We start from the raw sequence: 17,218 nt of genomic DNA, 5'->3' as shown, positions 1-17,218 counted from the left end.
CGGGCTCCCAGCAGGACGGCACAACCGAACATGACCTCACGCCTCGCGATCGCCGCTGTCGTCACGACAGTCGGCCTCCTCGCCACAGGATGCTCCACCGGCCCGACCACGACGGCTGCGGCCGAGGCCGGAAGCACCTATCCCGTCACCCTCGAGAACTGCGGCCGCACCGTCACCATCGACGCGCCGCCGCAGCGCGCCGTCTCCCTCAACCAGGGATCCACCGAGATTCTGCTGTCCCTCGGGCTGGAAGATCGGATGGTCGGTACCGCCACCTGGACCGACCCGGTACGGGCCGACCTCGCGGACGCCGACGCGCAGGTTCCTCGGCTGGCGGACAACACGCCCTCGCTCGAGGTGGTGCTGGACACCGAGCCCGATCTGGTCACCGCGTCGTTCGGCGGAACGCTGGGAGAGGGTGGAGTCGCGGACCGCGACCGGTTCGATGCCCTCGGCGTCCCGACGTACCTGTCGCCGACCGACTGCATCGGTAAGTCGGCCACCAGCGTCAACGCTGACGGTGCCCGGGACGAGCCACTGAGCATCGAGACGGTGTTCGAGGAGGTGCGCGATCTCGCGGCGATCTTCGATGTCCGCGACCGAGGGGATGCCCTCGTCGACGAGCTGCGAACGCGCTACGACGCGGCATCCACGCCGGTGTCGGAGGCGTCGCTCGCGTACTGGTTCGCCGACACCACTGCCCCCTACATGGCCGGGTGCTGCGGAGCGTCCGGTGTCATCTCGAACGCGGTGGGCGTGCGCAACGTCTTCGCGGACACGAAGGACGAATGGCCGCAGGTGAGTTGGGAGAGTGTCGCCGACCGCAACCCCTCCGCACTCGTGCTGGCCGACCTCAGCCGGCGCAGCATCGACGGTGACGCGCTGGCGAGCAAGATCGCATTCCTCGAGAGCAACCCGGTGACGAGTCGCATGCAGGCGGTGATCGACAAGCGCTACATCGTCGTGAACGGTGCCGACCTCAATCCGTCGATCCGGACCATCGACGGTATCGAGAAAGTGGCTGCGGCACTGCAGGAGTGGTCGAACGGGTGAGGGTGCGACCGGCATTGGCGGTCGTGGCCACGCTGCTGGCGGTCGTCGCGTCGGTGGCGGTGTCCATCGCGCTGGGCCCGGCGAACGTGACGGTGCCCGACGTGGTCGCCGTCGTCGTCGCGCATCTCGGTGGCCCGCCGGCGGACGTCAGCCGCATCCAGGACGGCATCGTCTGGGAACTACGGCTTCCCCGTGCACTTCTCGCGGCTATCTGCGGGTGCGGCCTGGCGCTGTGTGGCGCGATCATGCAGTCGCTGCTGCGTAACCGCTTGGCGGATCCGTTCGTTCTCGGCATCTCGTCCGGTGCCTCGACGGGCGCCGTGTCGGTGGCGGTGCTCGGTGTGGGTGCGGGCGCACTGTCGCTGTCGACCGGCGCCTTCGTCGGCGCTCTCGTGTCCTTCGTGCTGGTGATGATGTTGGCCACCGGCGCCGGCGGTGGAACAGGGCCGGTGATTCTGGCGGGAGTGGCCGGTACGCAGTTGTTCTCGGCCCTCACCTCGTTCATCGTGCTGTCCTCCGCCGACGCCGAGCAGACGCGCGGGGTGCTGTTCTGGCTGCTGGGCTCGCTCGCCGGTGCCGGGTGGAGCGATGTCGCGGTGTGCGCCGGCGCCGTCGGGATCGGGGCGGTGGCGTGCGTGGTGGCGGCGCCGTCGCTCGACGCGGTCACGCTGGGATCGGACACGGCCCGCGCGCTCGGTGTCTCGATGCTCCGCCTGTCCGTCGTCCTGCTCGGAGTCACTGCACTGATGACCGCGACCATCGTGGCGTCGGCGGGAGCCATCGGATTCGTCGGGCTGGTCATCCCGCACGCGGCTCGCATCCTCGTCGGCACCGCCCATCACCGCGTGCTGCCGGTGTCCATGGCGATCGGTGCCGTGTTCATGGTGTGGGCGGACACCCTGGCGCGCAGCGTCTTCGCACCGCAGGAGATTCCGGTGGGGGTCGTGACGGCGCTGGTGGGTGTGCCGGCCTTCGCGGTGATCCTTCTTCGACGAAGAACGCAGCCGGCCTGAAAGACGAGACCGATCAGTGCCTTCTCGAGAGACGCAGATACCGGTCGTGTGGCGGAGGGTGCTGCGAAGGACGGGTTCCTACTGCATGATCTGGTCATGGCCGAACACGCTCGCCCGAAGGATCGTTCGATTCAGACGTTGCGCGGCGTGGCGGTTCTTCTGATGGTGGCGGGCCATGTCATCGGTTCGAGTGGCGGGCGCGGAATGAATGTCGCGGACGATTCGATCTGGCGATGGTTCTATGTCGCTCTCGAGGACATCCGGATGCCCCTGTTCACCGTGATCTCCGGTCATGTCTATGCCATGCGCCCGATCCGGTCTTTCGCCGACTACCCCTCCCTGGCGCGAGGAAAGGCGCGCCGACTCCTGATTCCCCTGGTGACAGTGGGTCTACTACTGTTCGTTCTGCAGATCTCCGTGCCGGGCACCAACTCGAGGCCGGAACTGAACGAGTTGGCGTGGTTCTTCGTGTTCCCTTTCCACTACGGACATCTGTGGTTCCTGCAGTCGATGTTCTTGATCTTCTTGACGGTGGCGGCGCTCGATGCGTGTGGGGTGACCCGAACCCGTGCCGGATGGGCGATCGCGACTGTGTCGGCGCTGGTCGTCTTCGTCGCCGTTCGAGTTCCGTCGAGTGCCGATGTGTTCTCCGTCAACGGGTACTTCCGGTTGCTGCCCTTCTTCCTCATCGGCTACGGACTGCACCGTTACGGCGTCGAGAAGGGCAGGCGGGTCGCCGTGGGTGTCACCCTCCTCGCGTTCCTGGCTGTCTACAGCGCCAGGACGATCGGCACCGTGAACGAATGGAACCTCGCGCCGCGAGTCGACCGCGTTCTGGAACTCGCAGTGGGGGTGACCGGAGTGGTCTCGATCTATTCGGCACGTCGGCTGGTCGACTGGGCTCCCCTGGCGTGGGTGGGAGGGTTCTCGTTCGGCATCTACCTACTACACGTCTTCGGTTCGGCGGCCTCCCGAATATTCGCGCGAGCAATGGGGATCGACGCCGATGTGGCGCTGTTCGTCATCGGAATGGTGGCGGGTGTGGGGCTGCCCATCATGTTCCAACTGATCTTCGGACGGTGGAACCTGGTCTGGGTCGGAATACTCGGCGAGAAGCGCCGGCGGTCCGACCGAGCTGCGTCGGTGCACGTCTGATCAACACCCTCGCGGCGGCGGCTCCACGAGGTGATCGCGTGCCCGCGCGACGACGAACGCCTGCGCCGCCGTCTCCGTGCCGTGAGCGGAGCGCACGGCGTCCCGGTGCAGCACGTACCCGCTGTCGATGAGCAGCGACTGCACCTCGTCGACGTCGTGGCGGAGATAGTCGAGGTGCACGTCCCGCCCGAACGCAGAGCGCAGCTCGCGGGTGGGTGCGGCGGTCTGGAATGCCAGCAGCAGCCAGCCGTCCGGGACGGTGACGCGGCGGAACTCGGACAACAGAGCGGGCAGATCGGCGGTGGGGGTGTGCACGATCGAGTACCAGGCGCACACGCCGTGAACAGAACCGTCGGCCAGGGGGAGCGCGGTCATGTCGCCCACCACCCAGGAGGCCGGCCCCGATGCTGCGGTGATCATGCCCTTCGACGCGTCGAGGCCCAGGACATCGAGGCCGGCACTCGCGAGCTCGCGTGCCGCCTGGCCGGGCCCGCACCCGGCGTCGAGCACCGTCGTGCCGCGCGAGGACCGCACCGAGCGAGCGAACGACGACAGGAATCCGCGGTCGAAGGGGCGCGAGCCGAGCTCGTCCGCGAACGCCGCGGCGTAGTCGGGCGCGATCGCGTCGTAGGGGGATGCCGGGGTCACCTGCTCACCATAGTGAGCGCCACAAACCGGCACGGGGCTGACAAACTGCTGAGATAGTGGCCGAAAGTACTGACATCCATTCACGGCTCTGGTGTCATGGACGTGGCGCCGAGGGCGTCGCCGCTCAGCCAGCCGAGGTGACGACAGTGAAGTTTCGATCCCGAGACAGACGTCCTGTGGCCGTGATGCCCGCGCCGGGTGCGGTGCTCTCCTTCACGGGTCCGGCCGCCACTCTGTTGACACTGGACGACGGCCGACCGCGCTTCGTCGACCACGGTACCGAGGACGTCTCGGGTGTCGTGATGCGGCGCAGTTCGTTGGTCGACACCCTGCACGTCGTGGGGGACGAGATCCGCATCGGCTTCAGCGATCCCACGCTTCCGGACCTCGTCGTGCCTCGCGGTGACGCCCTCACCTTCCACGTGGTGGACATCGATCGCCCCGACCTCGGAACACGCGAGATGAAGGACGTGTTCGTGCGACTCGAACGGCGAGCCTGACAGGCACACAACTAAATACGTCGCGATGGTCGTCGACTCCACGTACCGTTCGGACCTCACCGAACACAACGAAGGAGATCACCATGCCACCGACAGGCGCGGGAACGCGGCTGCTCAACTGGGCCTCGGCCATCGAGGACGCCACGTTGGAGCAGGCGCGTCGCACCGCGGCCATGCCGTTCATCCACCCCCACGTCGCCCTGATGCCCGATGCGCACCCCGGAATGGGAAGCGCTGTGGGCACGGTCATTCCGACACTGCGCGCGGTCATCCCCGCCGCGGTCGGCGTCGACATCGGGTGCGGGATGATCGGCGTCGAGACGACGCTGACTCACAGCGACATCACGGACCTCGACCTGGCGCAGCTGCGTCAGGACGTCGAGCGTGTCATCCCCCTCTCGCCCGGCAACTACAACGGGCACCTCGACCGCTTCGAGTTCACCGCTGCCAAGATCGCGGAGCTCGAGGAACTGGCCGAGAAGAGCGGGGTGGACCTGTCGCACTCGCCGAAGTGGCGTCAGCAGCTGGGGTCTCTCGGTGGTGGCAACCACTTCATCGAGCTGTGTCTCGACGAGCGGGACCGGGTGTGGCTGTTCCTGCACTCGGGTTCGCGAGGGGTGGGCAACAAGATCGCCAAGAAGCACATCGCGATCGCGCAGAAGATGTGCGAGAAGTGGTGGATCCAGCTCCCCGACCGTGACCTCGCGTACCTGGCCCAGGGCACGCCCGAGTTCGATCGGTACATCGCGGATCTGACGTGGGCGCAGCGGTTCGCGTACCTCAACCGGGCGGAGATGATGGATCGGTTCCTGCACCAGTTCGTGCATCGGGCCGGCACCGACACGAGTGTCGAGTCGGATCGAATCAACTGTCACCACAACTACACCCGGCCGGAGAAGCATGCCGGCAAGGACGTGTGGCTCACCCGTAAGGGCGCCGTCCACGCGGCCGAGGGTGTGCGGGCCATCATTCCGGGCAGCATGGGAACGCGGTCGTACGTCGTCGAGGGCAAGGGCAGCGCGAGCGGTCTGCACTCGGCTCCGCACGGTGCGGGTCGGCGGTTCTCCCGGGCCGAGGCGCGCAAGCGCTACACGCAGGACGATCTGCGGGAGCGGATGGTGGGGATCGAGTACCGGGACTCGGCCGAGTTCATCGACGAGATCCCCGATGCCTACAAGTCCATCGACGTGGTGATGGAGGATGCTCGCGATCTGGTCACGGTGCTCCACGAGCTCCGCCAGATCATGAACGTCAAGGGCACCTGACGACCCCGATGGCCCTGCAGTGCAGGGCCATCGGACGTCACACGCTCCGCCAGGCGTCGTCCTTCACGAACTGGACGGCCTGCGGCCCCATCAGGGCCATGCCGCCGTCCACGACGAGGGAGGCGCCCGTCATGTACGACGACGTCGGGCCGGCGAGGAACGCGACGACGGAGGCGATCTCCCGTGCGTCGCCGGTACGTCCGAGCGGGACACCCGGCCGGGGGTTGTTCTCGGGGTTCTCGTCGGTCTGACCGGTCATCGGTGTCGAGATCTCGCCCGGTGCAACCGAGTTCACGGTGATGCCGTATTGCGCGAGCTCGATCGCCATCACCTGCGTCAGTCCGCCGAGACCGGCCTTCGCGGCGCAGTACGGTGCCGCACCGACCTTGGGCAGGTGTTCGTGCACGCTGGTGACATTGACGATGCGCCCGCCGTGGCCCTGCTCCACCATCAGCCGTGCGGCGTGCTGGCCACACAGGAACGCCCCGTCGACGTCGACCGACAGCACCGTGCGCCACGAGTCGAAGTCCAGGTCGAGGAACGAGGTGGCGGTGCCTGTGCCGGAGCAGTTCACCAGCACGTCGATCCCGCCGAGCTCACTGGCCAGCGAGTCGACGGCGAACGGGGCGCCCGGGAGGTCGGTCAGGTCCATGTGGGCACTGAACCCGCTGCACCCGAGCGCGCGGATCTCCGCGACGGTGGCCTCGGCGCCCTCGCGGTCGCGGTTGTAGGTCACCCCGACGTCGAGGCCGCCGCCGGCCAACGCGACGGCCACCGCGCGGCCGATGCCGGAGTCGCCGCCGGTCACGACGGCGGTGCGGGGAACGAAGTCGGAACCTGGTGTCGTCATGGCCTGGCCATACCCGCTCAGAGGGCGTTCATGCCGTCCTGACGGCTCAGGATCGGAGTGGAGGTGGGACGCCCCAGCAGGAACCCTTGCACCATGTCGGCACCGAGGCTGCGCGCCGACTCCAGCTCCTGCGGCGTCTCGATGCCCTCGTACACGCATTCCGCACCGATGGCGGCCGCGAAGGTGGTGAGGGCGCTGGCGGCGGCGCGGCGCATGGGGTCGGTGTCGATGCCGCGGACGATCGAGGCGTCGAGCTTGAGGACGTCGGGCTTGATCTCGACGAGCTGACGGAGACCGGAGTAGCCGGCCCCGACGTCGTCGACGGAGATGGACAGGCCCTCGTCGCGCAGATGATCGAGCGCGGCGCCGAGTGCGGTGTAGTCGCTGACCAGGTCGTGCTCGGTGATCTCGACGACGACGCGTCGGCACTCGGCGGCCTCGTCGAGAATCGGCACCAGGTCGGTGGCGACGATGGTGGTCGCCGAGACGTTGACGGCGAGGAAGACGTCGGTCGGGAGGTCTCGGGACGCCGCGACGGCGCGTCGGACAGCAGCGAGCTCCAGCGGGATCTGCAGGCCGTCGGCGGCCGCGTCGAGGAACCAGCTCTGGGTGGTGCCGTGCCCGGAAGGGAAGCGGGACAACGCTTCGTAGCCCATGACCCGACCCGTCGACACCGACAACACGGGTTGGAAGACGATGGCGGGCCCGCCGTCGGCGATCAGCTCGGCGACGTGGTGGTTGCTGCGCGGAGCCACGGCGTCGCCGTACTGCAGGAACGCGGCGGCGGTGAGGGTCTTGCCGAGCGCGACGGTCACCGTGGTGCGGTAGTCGACCGGCACGGTGGAACTGGTGCAGGTCATGCTGACGGTGGCGCTGCGCAGGCGGGTCGACTCCACCAGGGCGCGCGCCGCGGCGAGCCGCTCGGCCACGTCGTCCGCGGAACCGAGCCAGACACAAGCGAATTCGCCCGGTTGGGTCCGGGCCACGATGGCGTCGGGAAACGCATCCGTGAGGAGACTCGATGTCTCGGCGACCAGGTCGTGGCTCGTGGCGCGGCCGAGGCGTCGCTCGATCTGCACGAAGTCGCGGAGATGGACGACGGCCGTGCCCAGGGTCTGCTCGACTCCGCGGGGGACATCGAACCGGGCGACGGCGCCGTCGAGGCCGCGACGGTTGAGCAGGCCGCTGACGCTGTCGCGTCGGCTGTTCTCGAGCTTGTCGGTGAGGAAGTCGACGTGCATCTTGAGCAGGATCGGCACGATGACCGCGGTGAGCAGGGTGAGCGCTCGAGACAGAACGAGCCAGCCGGGGACTCCGTCGTGTACCGAGAGCACAGACAGCACGACGAGGATCGCTGCGGCGAAGGCCAGTTGGGCCGCCAGGATCCGCCCGGAGACGTACACACCCGCGAACAACGACACCAGCATCAGTAGGACAACGCCGGGAAGGGCGTCGAACGGCGAGCGGGAGGCGAACAGAACGACGGTGATGCCGATGTCGGCGTAGACGACGAAAGGGATCGAGTAGCGGAGGTTCCGCCCGTAGAGGTAGATGAGCAACGCGGACGGAAGAGTGGTCAGCGCCGCCACGGCGACGATGACGAAGGACGTCCTGTCGAACTGCGGTGACAGACCCCAGGTGATCCCGGCCAGGCCCACGATGATGACCAGCGTCAACACGACGAGACGCATCGCAGGCACGCTCGGGTACTCGAGGCGTGCCGCGGCGTGGTCGGCGGTCGGGATCGGACGTACGGGCAACACACACTCTCGTTCGTCGAGCCGCGTCGACCCCCGACGAACGATGCGGCAGTGAGGAGAAGGACAGGTCGAGTTCCCGGTATTCGGAGCTGCGGTTCGCAAGGACGGGCAAACGGTACCCGATGATCGAAGAATAGATACCGAGTGAATGCAACAACCGAGAATGGCCTGATTTCGGCCATGATGACAACGTTCGTTGTACCAATTCGCGACGGCTCACTGCTTGCGTGGTACACCGAGTTGCAGTAACTTTTACTGCAACAGCCTGTCGCACCAAGTCGGCCCGGCACTCACGGAGGTTCACGCCATGACGATCACATCCGACACGCGCTCCGAGTACGAGCAGACGCTGCGCACCCTGTCCGAGGCGTCCGTTCACCAGCACTTCGATGCCTTCCTCGACATCCCCTGGGACGATCCGCACTACGCGATCGTGGCCGACGATCCCCGCTGGGTGCTCCCGGCAGCCGATCCGCTGGGCAACACCGAGTGGTACCGGTCGCTCCCTCTCGATCGGCAGATCGCGGTCGGGATGTACCGGCAGGCCAACATTCTCAAGGTGGGTCTGCAGTTCGAGCAGGTGCTCATCGCCGGCATCATGAACTACGCGCTGCGGCTCCCGAACGGCTCGCCGGAGTTCCGCTACTCCACGCACGAGGCGACGGAGGAGTGCCACCACACCCAGATGTTCCAGGAGTTGGTGAACCGCATCGGGGTCGCCGTGCCCGGTGGCCCGAGGTGGTTCCGCAAGGCCGGCCCTCTTCTTCCCCTTTTCGCGGGCCCGCTGCCGTTCGGCTTCTTCGTCGGAGTGCTGGCCGGCGAGGAGCCCATCGACCACGCGCAGAAGTCGATCCTGCGCGCCGGTGCATCGCAGCACCCGTTGATGACGCGCATCATGCAGATCCACGTCGCCGAGGAGGCGCGGCACATCGGCTTCGCGCACCAGTACCTGGAGCACCGCGCGCCCAAGCTGTCCCGACGTCAGCGGTTCGCGATGTCCATCGCGACGCCGATCATCATGCGCGTGCTGTGCGACGTCATCATGAAGCCCAGCAAGCAGGTGCAGCGCGAGCTCGGAATCCCGCCCGAAGTGGTGCGTGAGGTGTGGTGGGACAACGAGGCCTCCGCGAAGACGTTGCGCGACATGTTCGGTGACGTCCGCAAGCTGTCCGAGGACATGGGCCTGATGAACCGCGTCTCGAAGCGTCTGTGGACGAGTCTGCGTATCGACGGACGCCCGTCGCGGTTCCGCAGCGAGCCCGCCTCCGCCGCGGCCTGATTCGATGCCCCACGTCGTCACCGGGACGTGCTGCGCCGACGCGTCCTGCGTCCTCGCGTGCCCGGTCAACTGCATCCACCCCGCGCCGGGTGAGCCCGGGTTCGGGACCACCGACATGCTGTTCATCGACCCGGCGACATGCGTGGGATGCAGTGCCTGTGTGACGGCGTGCCCGGTGGGCGCGATCGTCCCCGATACGAAGCTGACCATCGAGACCGCTCCGTACGCGGCCCTCAACGCGGAGTACTTCGAGCGGTCTCCGCACGCGGACCGCACTCCGCTGGCTCTCGTTGCGCCGCAACGACGTCTGCGCCGCGGTGGCCCGTTCCGCGTCGCGGTGATCGGTGCGGGGCCTGCCGGGTTGTACGCCGCGGACGAGCTGCTCAAGCATCCCGAGGTGGCGTCGGTCGACGTCTACGACAAGCTCCACACTCCGCACGGCCTGGTGCGGCACGGCGTCGCACCCGACCACGCGACCACCAAGAAGGTCACCGACCTCTTCGAGGCGATCGAGAACGAGCCCGGCTTCCGCTACGTGCTGGGCGCCGAGGTGGGAACGACTGTCACTGTGGCGCAACTGCAGTCGGTCTATCACGCGGTGGTGTTCGCCGTCGGCGCGTCGTCCGACCGCTTGCTCGTCATTCCCGGTGAGAACCTGACGGGCTCCGTGGCGGCCACCGACGTCGTCGGCTGGTACAACGGCCATCCCGACCATCGGGACGCCGCCGTCACGCTCGATCACGAGCGCGCCGTCGTCGTCGGCAACGGCAACGTCGCCCTCGACGTCGCGCGCATGCTCACTCGCGACACCGAATGGCTATCGGAGAGAACGGACATCGCGCCGCACGCTCTCGACCAGCTGCGGGGTTCTCAGATCCGAGAGGTGCAGATTCTCGGCCGACGCGGACCGGCCGACGCGGCCTTCACCGTGCCCGAACTGATGGGGCTCGCCGCGCTCACCGATGTCGACGTCATCGTCGAGGCGGATCCTGCGCAGCTGCAGGGTGACGATCAGCGGAGTCGCCTGCTCGCGGAGCTGGCTGCTCGGCCGCGATCGACGGACGCCACGCGCCGTCGCATCGTGCTCACGTTCGCGGTGTCGCCGGTGGAGATCCTGGGCCGGGACGGCCGGGTGACCGGCGTCCGCGTCGCCCGGAACGACCTGGTCGAGGGTGCTGACAGTGCCGTCGTCGCCGTCCCGACGTCCGACGAGTACGTCCTCGACGCCGGCCTGGTGGTGCGGTCGGTCGGCTTCCGCGGTGTCGGTCTGCCCGGGCTCCCGTTCGACGAGCGCACGGGCACGGTGCCGAACGATCGCGGGCGGGTGGCGCCGGGTGTGTTCGTCGTCGGGTGGATCAAGCGCGGTCCGCGCGGCTTCATCGGCACGAACAAGACCTGCGCGCAGGAGACTGTGGAGGCAGTGCTCGACCACCTGGACTCCGACATCACCGAGCCGCACCACACACCTGACGACCTGATTGCAGCGACGATCCCGCAAGCGGGTGATCTGGCAGCATGGCGCAGGCTGGATGCTGAGGAGCTCGCTCTCGGTCGACGGATCGGTCGGCCGCGCGTGAAGATCGTCGATCGGCTCGACCAGGAGGCCGTCGCGGCACGCGTGAACGTCAGGGCACCGCGGAGACTGCTGCGTACGTGAGATGCTTCGGTGCGATGAGCACCGAGCGCACCACCTCCGGTGACGGCCGGAGGCGACGGTGGGATCAGCACAACGCCGACCGCCGCCGTCAGGTGATCGCCGCTGCCCTCGACGTGCTCGAGCGGGGCGTGGATCCGGGGGAGTGGGTCACGGCGCAGCAGATCGCCGACGAGGCGCGCATCCATCGCACCGGCATCTACCGTTACTTCGCCGACAGGGCTGACCTCGACGTCGCCATCCAGCGCACCATCTGTGAGCAGCTGGAACACACCCTGACGGCGTCGGTGACACTCGAGGGTCTGCCACGCTCGGTGGTGCAACGGGTGGTCGACTCGTACGTGCGCTGGGTCGTGGCCCACCCCACCTGGACGTACGTCATCGAGCAGAACGTCACCGGATCGTCCGAATCACCGCTGCAGAGCACCATCGCCCGCGTCGCCGAGAAGATCGAGGTGGCCGTCGGCGGATTCCTCGCCCTCGTCGACGCCGACCTGGGCGACGACGACCTGCGCCTGGTCGGACCGTGGGTGTCGAGCCTCATCTCCGGCTGTGTCGGCGCCGTGAGAACGTGGCGCGCACAGGAGGATCCGGTCGATCTCGACACGTTCGCCGCCTTCCTCGCCGACACCATCTGGCTGCAGATCACCGGCCTCGGCGCGTCGCGGGGGATCACGATCCCGAACGTGCCACTCGAGCGGGTGCTGGACAGTCCCTGATCCCTGGCGTCACGGTGGCTCTCGCACGCTCCCATTCACCGCGAGGGTCGGTCACTGGCCGTAAGTATGGCGGAGGTTGCCATTGATCAGCCTGTCGATGCGCTTGCGCAAGCCACGAACGGCGTCGTCGTCCGGGCGCGGTGGGTCGAGGAGCAATGTCCACCGGAGGTTCGTCCCAGCGCCATCGTCGGCCAGGTCGAATCGAATACGGGCATCGGGTCTCGCCGGCCAGAGCGACGACCACACGATCAGCGACGGCGACTCGGACTCGATGACGCGCGGAAGCGTCTCGTCGTCGAGCAGGTGCAACCACGGTCGTCTGGTCTCTCGACCCGGATGCGCGAGATCGTCGAAGACCACATGTGGGGGCGGTGGCTGGTTCTTCCGTCGGGTCACGACCTCGTCCATGCACCGAACCGTACGGTGTCGGCGGGATCGTGAAAAACAGTTTTTCGAGCATTTGAATGCTTGCCACACTGGACCCATGTGGGGCCCGGATCTCGAATACGTCGACGAATGGACGTTTCCGTTGCTCCCCGACTCCGGAATGGGTGCGCCCACCCAGATGGTCGACGCGTGTGTCGCGGTGGGGTCGGACCTCCACTGGCGCCGGTTCGGTGCGCACCTGGACCTCGACAGACTTCGGTGGATCCTCTCGCTCCACGAGACGGGTGTCGTCGGACTCGGCGTGAACTCCAGCCGCCCTCGCCCACGCCTGAAGGCGAGCAACGTCGACGAGAGGACGCTCGGTATCGCGCGGTACACGGTTGATCTGCACATGAACCTGTCTCTCGCGGAGGCGACCGTCGTCATCGCGGACATCGTGCAGACCGAACTCGCGGGGTACCCGCCGTGGGTCGAGTGGCCCGTCGAAGAGAAGCGTCTGTTGTGGCCGACGGTCGTCGACGGGGACGCGGTATGGCGCGATCCCCGCACCGACCGGGCAGTAGCGCCGATCGGACTGCTCGCAGCGAGAGAGGATGACTGACGTGAGTTCGTATGTACGACCGACGATCGACGAGCAGGTGTTCCGCGACTCCGACGGCCGGAAGATCGAGTACGGAAACCTGTGGGCCGACTCTCCGGCGGGGAGTGCCTATTCCGTGACCGAACACCCGGAACGCTATGCGCCACTTCATGTGATCGCGGATGCCCTCATCGAGCACCTACGCGACACCTACGACGTCCAGATCGACGAGGGTCCGGAGGCGGTGGCGGACTTGATTCGTCCGAATCGTGACGTGGTTCGGGGAGTCCGCGTTCGGCCGAACGCGTCGACGTGCGCACCTCTGACGCTGGTGTTCACCCCGTACCCGGGGATCGCAGTGCACGCTGGTCTGCTGCACGATTTCTACTTCCCGAGCTGCGGGTGCGACGCGTGCGACTCGACCTGGCAGGACGAAGCCGACGGCCTCGAGCGTCAGGTGTTCGCGGTCGTGAACGGCAACTATCGGGAGAGTGTGAAGCGCGGGCTCCGTCCGATGGTCGGGTACGCATTCACCTTTCCCGACGGCGCGAGCTCGGGGCGGACCGGTTCCGACGGTATCCCCGCAGCGCGTCTCGACGCTGCGGATCCCATTCTCCGTGCACTGCCTGACGGCTGGGCCGCCTGGCCACCGCGACCGTGATCGCACCAGGCCCATGTGTCGCAGCTCGGTGTGCGGGTATCTGCTGACGGAGGCCGACAGGACGGAGGTAGCCGATGGAACTGCGCATCGGCATCTCCGGGTGGCGCTACGCGGGCTGGCGGGGCGACTTCTATCCCGCGGGGCTGGCGCAGCGCCGCGAGCTCGAGTACGCCTCCCGTGCACTGACCTCCATCGAGATCAACGGCTCGTTCTACTCCCTGCAGCGGCCGTCGAGTTACCAGCGCTGGCGTGCGGAGACACCCGAGGGCTTCGTCTTCGCGGTGAAGGGGCCGCGCTTCGTCACGCACATGAAGAAGCTGGTGGGGGTGGACGCGGCGCTGGGCAACTTCTTCGCGTCGGGTGTTCTCGCGCTGGGGCCACGGCTCGGGCCGATCCTGTGGCAGCTGCCGGCCACGTTCCGTTTCGACGCCACGAGGATGGCCGACTTCTTCGCGCTGCTGCCGCGGTCGACGACGGAGGCCGCTCGGCTGGGGGAGAAGCACGACGACAAGCTCGCCGACGACCGCGTGTTCCTGGACGTCGACGAGGACCGGCCGCTGCGACACTGCCTCGAGGTGCGGCACCCGAGCTTCGACTCAGCGGAGGCGTACGAGCTGATGCGGGCACAGGGCATCGGGTGCGTGGTGGCCGACTCGGCGGGGAAGTTCCCGATGCTCACCGAGGTGACCAGCGACGTGGTCTACGTCCGGCTGCACGGCGACACCGAGCTGTACACGAGTGGGTACTCCGACGAGGCGCTCGGCCGGTGGGCCGAGCGCATCGGTGAGTGGCGCGCTGCGAAGCGAGACGTGTACGTCTACTTCGACAACGACGCGAAGGGCGCCGCGCCGTGGGATGCGTTGCGACTCAGCGAGATGACTCATGCCGCTGGCTCGTCGTCCTCCCACAGAAAGTCCTGTGGGTGGTGATAGTGGTTCACCCGGCCCGTCCTCGACGGGTCGATGAGGGCAGGCGGGTGCCACAGAGTGCGCCCGGCGTAGGGATGGCCTGGCGGCGCTGTGGTGGTGGACCATCCGAGTGCTCCGTCATGGACCATCGGATGGTGCATGTCGCACACGAAGGTGAGCGACTCGATGTCTGTGGGCCCGCCGTCCTGCCATTCGTGGATGTGGTGCGCCTGGGTGGCGACGGCGGGGCGGTCGCATCCGGGTGCTGTGCACCCGCGGTCGGTGGCCATGAGGACGAGGCGCTGGTCCTCACTGGCGATGCGGCGGGTGCGGCCGAAGTGCAGTGGCCTGCCGTCGTCGTCGCCGAAGACAGCGAGGTAGTGATCGGCGTGCGACCCCATGCGGATGACGTCGCGGATCGGCATGGTGGAACCCGTTGCAGTGGTGGCCAGCCCGGTGCCCCGGACCAGATCCTCGAGACGAGCGACGATGATGACCTTGACCGGGACACCGCGATGCTTGCCGAGATCGTCGGAGGACAGTGTGTCGCGCAGCAGTAGCTTGAGGGCGTCGTGCCGTCGTTGCGGTGTGGTCCGGGTGTCGCGCTGGCGGGTCTCGTCGTCCGGTTCTCCGATGACGGGCGCGCGTGTGTCCTCGGGATTGCCCACCCCGGGCGACGCGTACTTGCTGTTGTAGGCGTCGAAGTACGCCGCGGTCTCGGGATCGAGAACGAACCTGCCGCTGCGCATCCCGTCGCTGTCCTGCTTGCCCATGAAGATGCCGCGCTTGCGGACGCGCTCCGGCGGGAGCTCGAACTCGCCTTCCTCGACGATGTGCGCGGCGATGCGTTCGGCGAGCGCGGTGAGTTCTGCGGGACGCACCTCGCGCGCCGCGTCGGCCAGGTGTCGCTCCGCGTGGGCGCGGGTATCGGCATCCACAGCAGTTGGGAGATTCTTGTCGAACTTCCTGATCACCTTCACGTGGGCCGGGTCGATGGCACCCTCGCGCAGCGCCGCGGCGGTGGCGGGCAGCTCCGGTTCCATGACGTCGCCGAGCAGGGTGGTCCTGTTGCCGAGCTGAGCGGCCACGGACAGTCGCGCGACGGCGGCTGCGCGATCGATGGTGAGGAGTTGAGCCAGCGCATCGGCGTTGTGCGCTCCGGTCTCCTCGAAGCCGCGCTGCTGGACGAGCTCGGCCAGCCACACGTGCGCCTGCGCCTGCCGCGCCCGCGTCACCTTCTCGTCTCGCACGAGCAGAGCGAGACGGTCGGCCGTGTCGAGATGTCGAGTGCCGTACGCCGCGATGCGACGCGTCAGCTCTTCCTGCTCGGCGAAGAGCTGAGCGAGAACGGGGTCGCCGATGGAGCCGTCGTCACGACGACCATCCCCTGCGTTTCCCCCCGAAAACATGCCTCACAGTACCGCGACCAACCGACATAAATCGAACGTGTGTTCGAGTGCCTACATGCGCGCAAGTGGGCCGAATTCAGAGAAGGCCGTGGCTGACGCAGAGAAACAGCAACACGAAAAAAGCGACGAAGCTGACACCGACGGAACTGACTTGTCCAAGCGTCGGTGTATCGGGCGCAACAATGCGCGAACGTCGTCTGACCATGCGGAAAGTATGGCGATCCGCTGTTTCTGCTGCAAGTCATCCCGTCATCTGATCCGACTCGTCCACGGCGTCGAAGAACTTGAAACACGCCTGAACAGGCCGAGTGCATGGAAGCGTAGTAGACCCCGTCCTCCGATCGAAGGACAGGCTCTGTGGTGCGGATCGCGTACCGAAGACGCCCGTGGTGGCGCTTCGAACCCCGCCGAGAAACGTTCTCAACGGTTTCATTGCCATTTATGGTCACATTTCCGGATTTCGGTGTCACACTCGTGCGATGTGGTGGATCGTCTACGGCATCGGCGCCGTCTGGGTTGTCGCAGCCCTGGTCATCGTCGTCGTCATGGGCGGTGCCATTCACAATGCGGACATCGAGTATGAGGCTCGTGTTCTCCGGGAGCGGTCCTTGCTCGACCGCACTTCGCTCATGCCGGCCTGACTTGAGAAGCGGCCGAAAAAGATCAACCGCGACGACGCGGACTGGGCCCGCGTGGACGTACGTGCAGGGCAGGGCAGTTAGCCGAGAGGTGTCTAGGCGAGCGGGCGTCGAGGTTTTCCTGAGATGTTTGGTTACCAGAGGTCTGGTGTGGTCGCGGACCTGTGACCGACCGAGGCTGCGGAGCGATTGGCGACGCGCCACCTCAGCGTCATCGCTACTCCACAACGCTGATCGATCTGTACCGCTAAGCTTCGGACGCAAGGTCACCACGGGCAGCATTCGCGGAGGTCCGTCGGTGCACTCGATCCAGCGAAGTCGTGGTCGGCACTTTCCTACACGCCATCGTGGTGGCCGAGGCTTGCGCCGCGCCCGCGCCCGCGCGTTTGAGCCGATCCGCCCGCGAGCCGCTGTTCGGATTAGAGGACTGCTACCAGAAAACAAGCCTATCAATTTTGAGGCCGCCGGACGGAATGGGCTACCCGGTTCGGGCCAGCGGTGAACTGCGGCCCGCCCAAAAGTCGACGTCCTTGGTCGGCGCGTTCGCGGCAAATTTCTGGAGGCCTGCTCTGAGCAGGCCGTGGGCGACGCGCAGGTGAAGCAGAGCCGGCAGCGAGACGGCCGCCTTCTCACCGAACCGAGCTGGCCAGCAATGGGCTTGGCACGGGCATCGATTCGTCGGAGGGATTGCCGATGATCGGGATCATGACAACCCGCGTCGGTTCGTGTGCAACCAATT

Annotated in this window: 17 protein-coding genes; 12 read left to right on the top strand and 5 right to left on the bottom strand. The window is 67.1% G+C overall.

The features are described from left to right. The first annotated feature begins 30 nt into the window (after positions 1-30). From QE449_RS19865 to QE449_RS19855, 3 genes are all read left to right on the top strand, one after another. Entirely contained in the window at positions 31-1,053 is a 1,023-nt protein-coding gene (locus tag QE449_RS19865) for an ABC transporter substrate-binding protein (RefSeq protein WP_307109514.1), read from the top strand. Beyond that, the gene (locus tag QE449_RS19860) at positions 1,050-2,066 is read left to right on the top strand and encodes an iron ABC transporter permease (protein ID WP_222646709.1); all 1,017 of its coding nucleotides are present in this window, start codon (positions 1,050-1,052) and stop codon (positions 2,064-2,066) included. The genes QE449_RS19865 and QE449_RS19860 overlap by 4 nt, the downstream gene beginning before the upstream one ends. 96 nt (positions 2,067-2,162) lie before the next feature. After that, positions 2,163-3,221, top strand: coding sequence for an acyltransferase family protein (locus QE449_RS19855; protein WP_307109513.1), 1,059 nt, complete (start codon positions 2,163-2,165; stop codon positions 3,219-3,221). Here the strand turns inward: QE449_RS19855 and QE449_RS19850 are convergent, their stop codons facing one another. Then, positions 3,222-3,869: a class I SAM-dependent methyltransferase gene (locus tag QE449_RS19850; RefSeq protein ID WP_307109512.1), complete on the bottom strand. Its 648-nt coding sequence runs from the start codon at positions 3,867-3,869 to the stop codon at positions 3,222-3,224. A 176-nt stretch (positions 3,870-4,045) separates the two neighbouring features. Between QE449_RS19850 and QE449_RS19845 the strand changes: the two genes are divergently transcribed. Then, positions 4,046-4,369, top strand: a complete 324-nt coding sequence (locus tag QE449_RS19845; protein ID WP_307109511.1) for a hypothetical protein — start codon at positions 4,046-4,048, stop codon at positions 4,367-4,369. 83 nt (positions 4,370-4,452) lie between these two features. Continuing rightward, positions 4,453-5,634: an RtcB family protein gene (locus QE449_RS19840; RefSeq protein WP_056443848.1), complete on the top strand. Its 1,182-nt coding sequence runs from the start codon at positions 4,453-4,455 to the stop codon at positions 5,632-5,634. A gap of 37 nt (positions 5,635-5,671) precedes the next feature. Here the strand turns inward: QE449_RS19840 and QE449_RS19835 are convergent, their stop codons facing one another. Beyond that, positions 5,672-6,484 carry an SDR family oxidoreductase gene (locus QE449_RS19835; protein ID WP_307109510.1) on the bottom strand — a complete coding sequence of 271 codons (813 nt, stop codon included), beginning with the start codon at positions 6,482-6,484 and terminating at the stop codon, positions 5,672-5,674. A gap of 17 nt (positions 6,485-6,501) precedes the next feature. Continuing rightward, positions 6,502-8,247 (bottom strand): EAL domain-containing protein, encoded by a 1,746-nt coding sequence (locus QE449_RS19830; protein ID WP_222638813.1) that lies wholly within the window; start codon positions 8,245-8,247, stop codon positions 6,502-6,504. Between the two features lie 304 nt (positions 8,248-8,551). Between QE449_RS19830 and QE449_RS19825 the strand changes: the two genes are divergently transcribed. The 3 genes from QE449_RS19825 to QE449_RS19815 are packed head-to-tail and all read left to right on the top strand — an operon-like array spanning position 8,552 to position 11,896. Beyond that, the gene (locus QE449_RS19825) at positions 8,552-9,523 is read left to right on the top strand and encodes a diiron oxygenase (protein ID WP_027506362.1); all 972 of its coding nucleotides are present in this window, start codon (positions 8,552-8,554) and stop codon (positions 9,521-9,523) included. A 4-nt stretch (positions 9,524-9,527) separates the two neighbouring features. After that, entirely contained in the window at positions 9,528-11,180 is a 1,653-nt protein-coding gene (locus QE449_RS19820) for an FAD-dependent oxidoreductase (RefSeq protein WP_307109509.1), read from the top strand. Positions 11,181-11,194: 14 nt separating this feature from the next. After that, positions 11,195-11,896, top strand: a complete 702-nt coding sequence (locus QE449_RS19815) for a TetR/AcrR family transcriptional regulator (protein WP_307109508.1) — start codon at positions 11,195-11,197, stop codon at positions 11,894-11,896. 51 nt (positions 11,897-11,947) lie between these two features. Here the strand turns inward: QE449_RS19815 and QE449_RS19810 are convergent, their stop codons facing one another. Further along, positions 11,948-12,304: a hypothetical protein gene (locus QE449_RS19810; RefSeq protein ID WP_307109507.1), complete on the bottom strand. Its 357-nt coding sequence runs from the start codon at positions 12,302-12,304 to the stop codon at positions 11,948-11,950. 76 nt (positions 12,305-12,380) lie between these two features. On the opposite strand from QE449_RS19810, the gene QE449_RS19805 reads away from it, so the two are divergent. The 3 genes from QE449_RS19805 (at position 12,381) to QE449_RS19795 (ending at position 14,453) form a co-directional block, all read left to right on the top strand. Further along, entirely contained in the window at positions 12,381-12,884 is a 504-nt protein-coding gene (locus QE449_RS19805; RefSeq protein ID WP_307109506.1) for a hypothetical protein, read from the top strand. A 1-nt stretch (position 12,885) separates the two neighbouring features. Then, a complete protein-coding gene (locus tag QE449_RS19800; RefSeq protein WP_307109505.1) occupies positions 12,886-13,524 on the top strand; it encodes a DUF6226 family protein in 639 nt (212 codons plus the stop codon). 74 nt (positions 13,525-13,598) lie between these two features. Further along, the gene (locus QE449_RS19795) at positions 13,599-14,453 is read left to right on the top strand and encodes a DUF72 domain-containing protein (protein WP_307109504.1); all 855 of its coding nucleotides are present in this window, start codon (positions 13,599-13,601) and stop codon (positions 14,451-14,453) included. Here the strand turns inward: QE449_RS19795 and QE449_RS19790 are convergent. After that, positions 14,405-15,841, bottom strand: coding sequence for an HNH endonuclease signature motif containing protein (locus QE449_RS19790; protein WP_307109503.1), 1,437 nt, complete (start codon positions 15,839-15,841; stop codon positions 14,405-14,407). The genes QE449_RS19795 and QE449_RS19790 overlap by 49 nt on opposite strands. Before the next feature lie 479 nt (positions 15,842-16,320). Between QE449_RS19790 and QE449_RS19785 the strand changes: the two genes are divergently transcribed. After that, positions 16,321-16,482: a hypothetical protein gene (locus QE449_RS19785; protein ID WP_307109502.1), complete on the top strand. Its 162-nt coding sequence runs from the start codon at positions 16,321-16,323 to the stop codon at positions 16,480-16,482. Positions 16,483-17,218 lie beyond the last annotated feature (736 nt).

Source organism: Rhodococcus sp. SORGH_AS_0303 (assembly GCF_030819335.1).
Lineage (GTDB): Bacteria > Actinomycetota > Actinomycetes > Mycobacteriales > Mycobacteriaceae > Rhodococcoides.
The sequence above is the reverse complement of the archived record's forward strand: the minus strand, read 5'-3'. Positions and strand labels throughout refer to the sequence as shown.

Bases quoted from the DNA above. Each gene is read 5' to 3' on its own strand.
- QE449_RS19790 (WP_307109503.1), bottom strand. From the start codon at position 15,841: ATGTTTTCGGGGGGAAACGCAGGGGATGGTCGTCGTGACGACGGCTCC.
- QE449_RS19815 (WP_307109508.1), top strand. From the start codon at position 11,195: ATGAGCACCGAGCGCACCACCTCCGGTGACGGCCGGAGGCGACGGTGG.
- QE449_RS19785 (WP_307109502.1), top strand. From the start codon at position 16,321: ATGTGGTGGATCGTCTACGGCATCGGCGCCGTCTGGGTTGTCGCAGCC.
- QE449_RS19820 (WP_307109509.1), top strand. From the start codon at position 9,528: ATGCCCCACGTCGTCACCGGGACGTGCTGCGCCGACGCGTCCTGCGTC.
- QE449_RS19795 (WP_307109504.1), top strand. From the start codon at position 13,599: ATGGAACTGCGCATCGGCATCTCCGGGTGGCGCTACGCGGGCTGGCGG.
- QE449_RS19855 (WP_307109513.1), top strand. From the start codon at position 2,163: ATGGCCGAACACGCTCGCCCGAAGGATCGTTCGATTCAGACGTTGCGC.
- QE449_RS19810 (WP_307109507.1), bottom strand. From the start codon at position 12,304: ATGGACGAGGTCGTGACCCGACGGAAGAACCAGCCACCGCCCCCACAT.
- QE449_RS19805 (WP_307109506.1), top strand. From the start codon at position 12,381: ATGTGGGGCCCGGATCTCGAATACGTCGACGAATGGACGTTTCCGTTG.
- QE449_RS19835 (WP_307109510.1), bottom strand. From the start codon at position 6,484: ATGACGACACCAGGTTCCGACTTCGTTCCCCGCACCGCCGTCGTGACC.
- QE449_RS19825 (WP_027506362.1), top strand. From the start codon at position 8,552: ATGACGATCACATCCGACACGCGCTCCGAGTACGAGCAGACGCTGCGC.
- QE449_RS19865 (WP_307109514.1), top strand. From the start codon at position 31: ATGACCTCACGCCTCGCGATCGCCGCTGTCGTCACGACAGTCGGCCTC.
- QE449_RS19840 (WP_056443848.1), top strand. From the start codon at position 4,453: ATGCCACCGACAGGCGCGGGAACGCGGCTGCTCAACTGGGCCTCGGCC.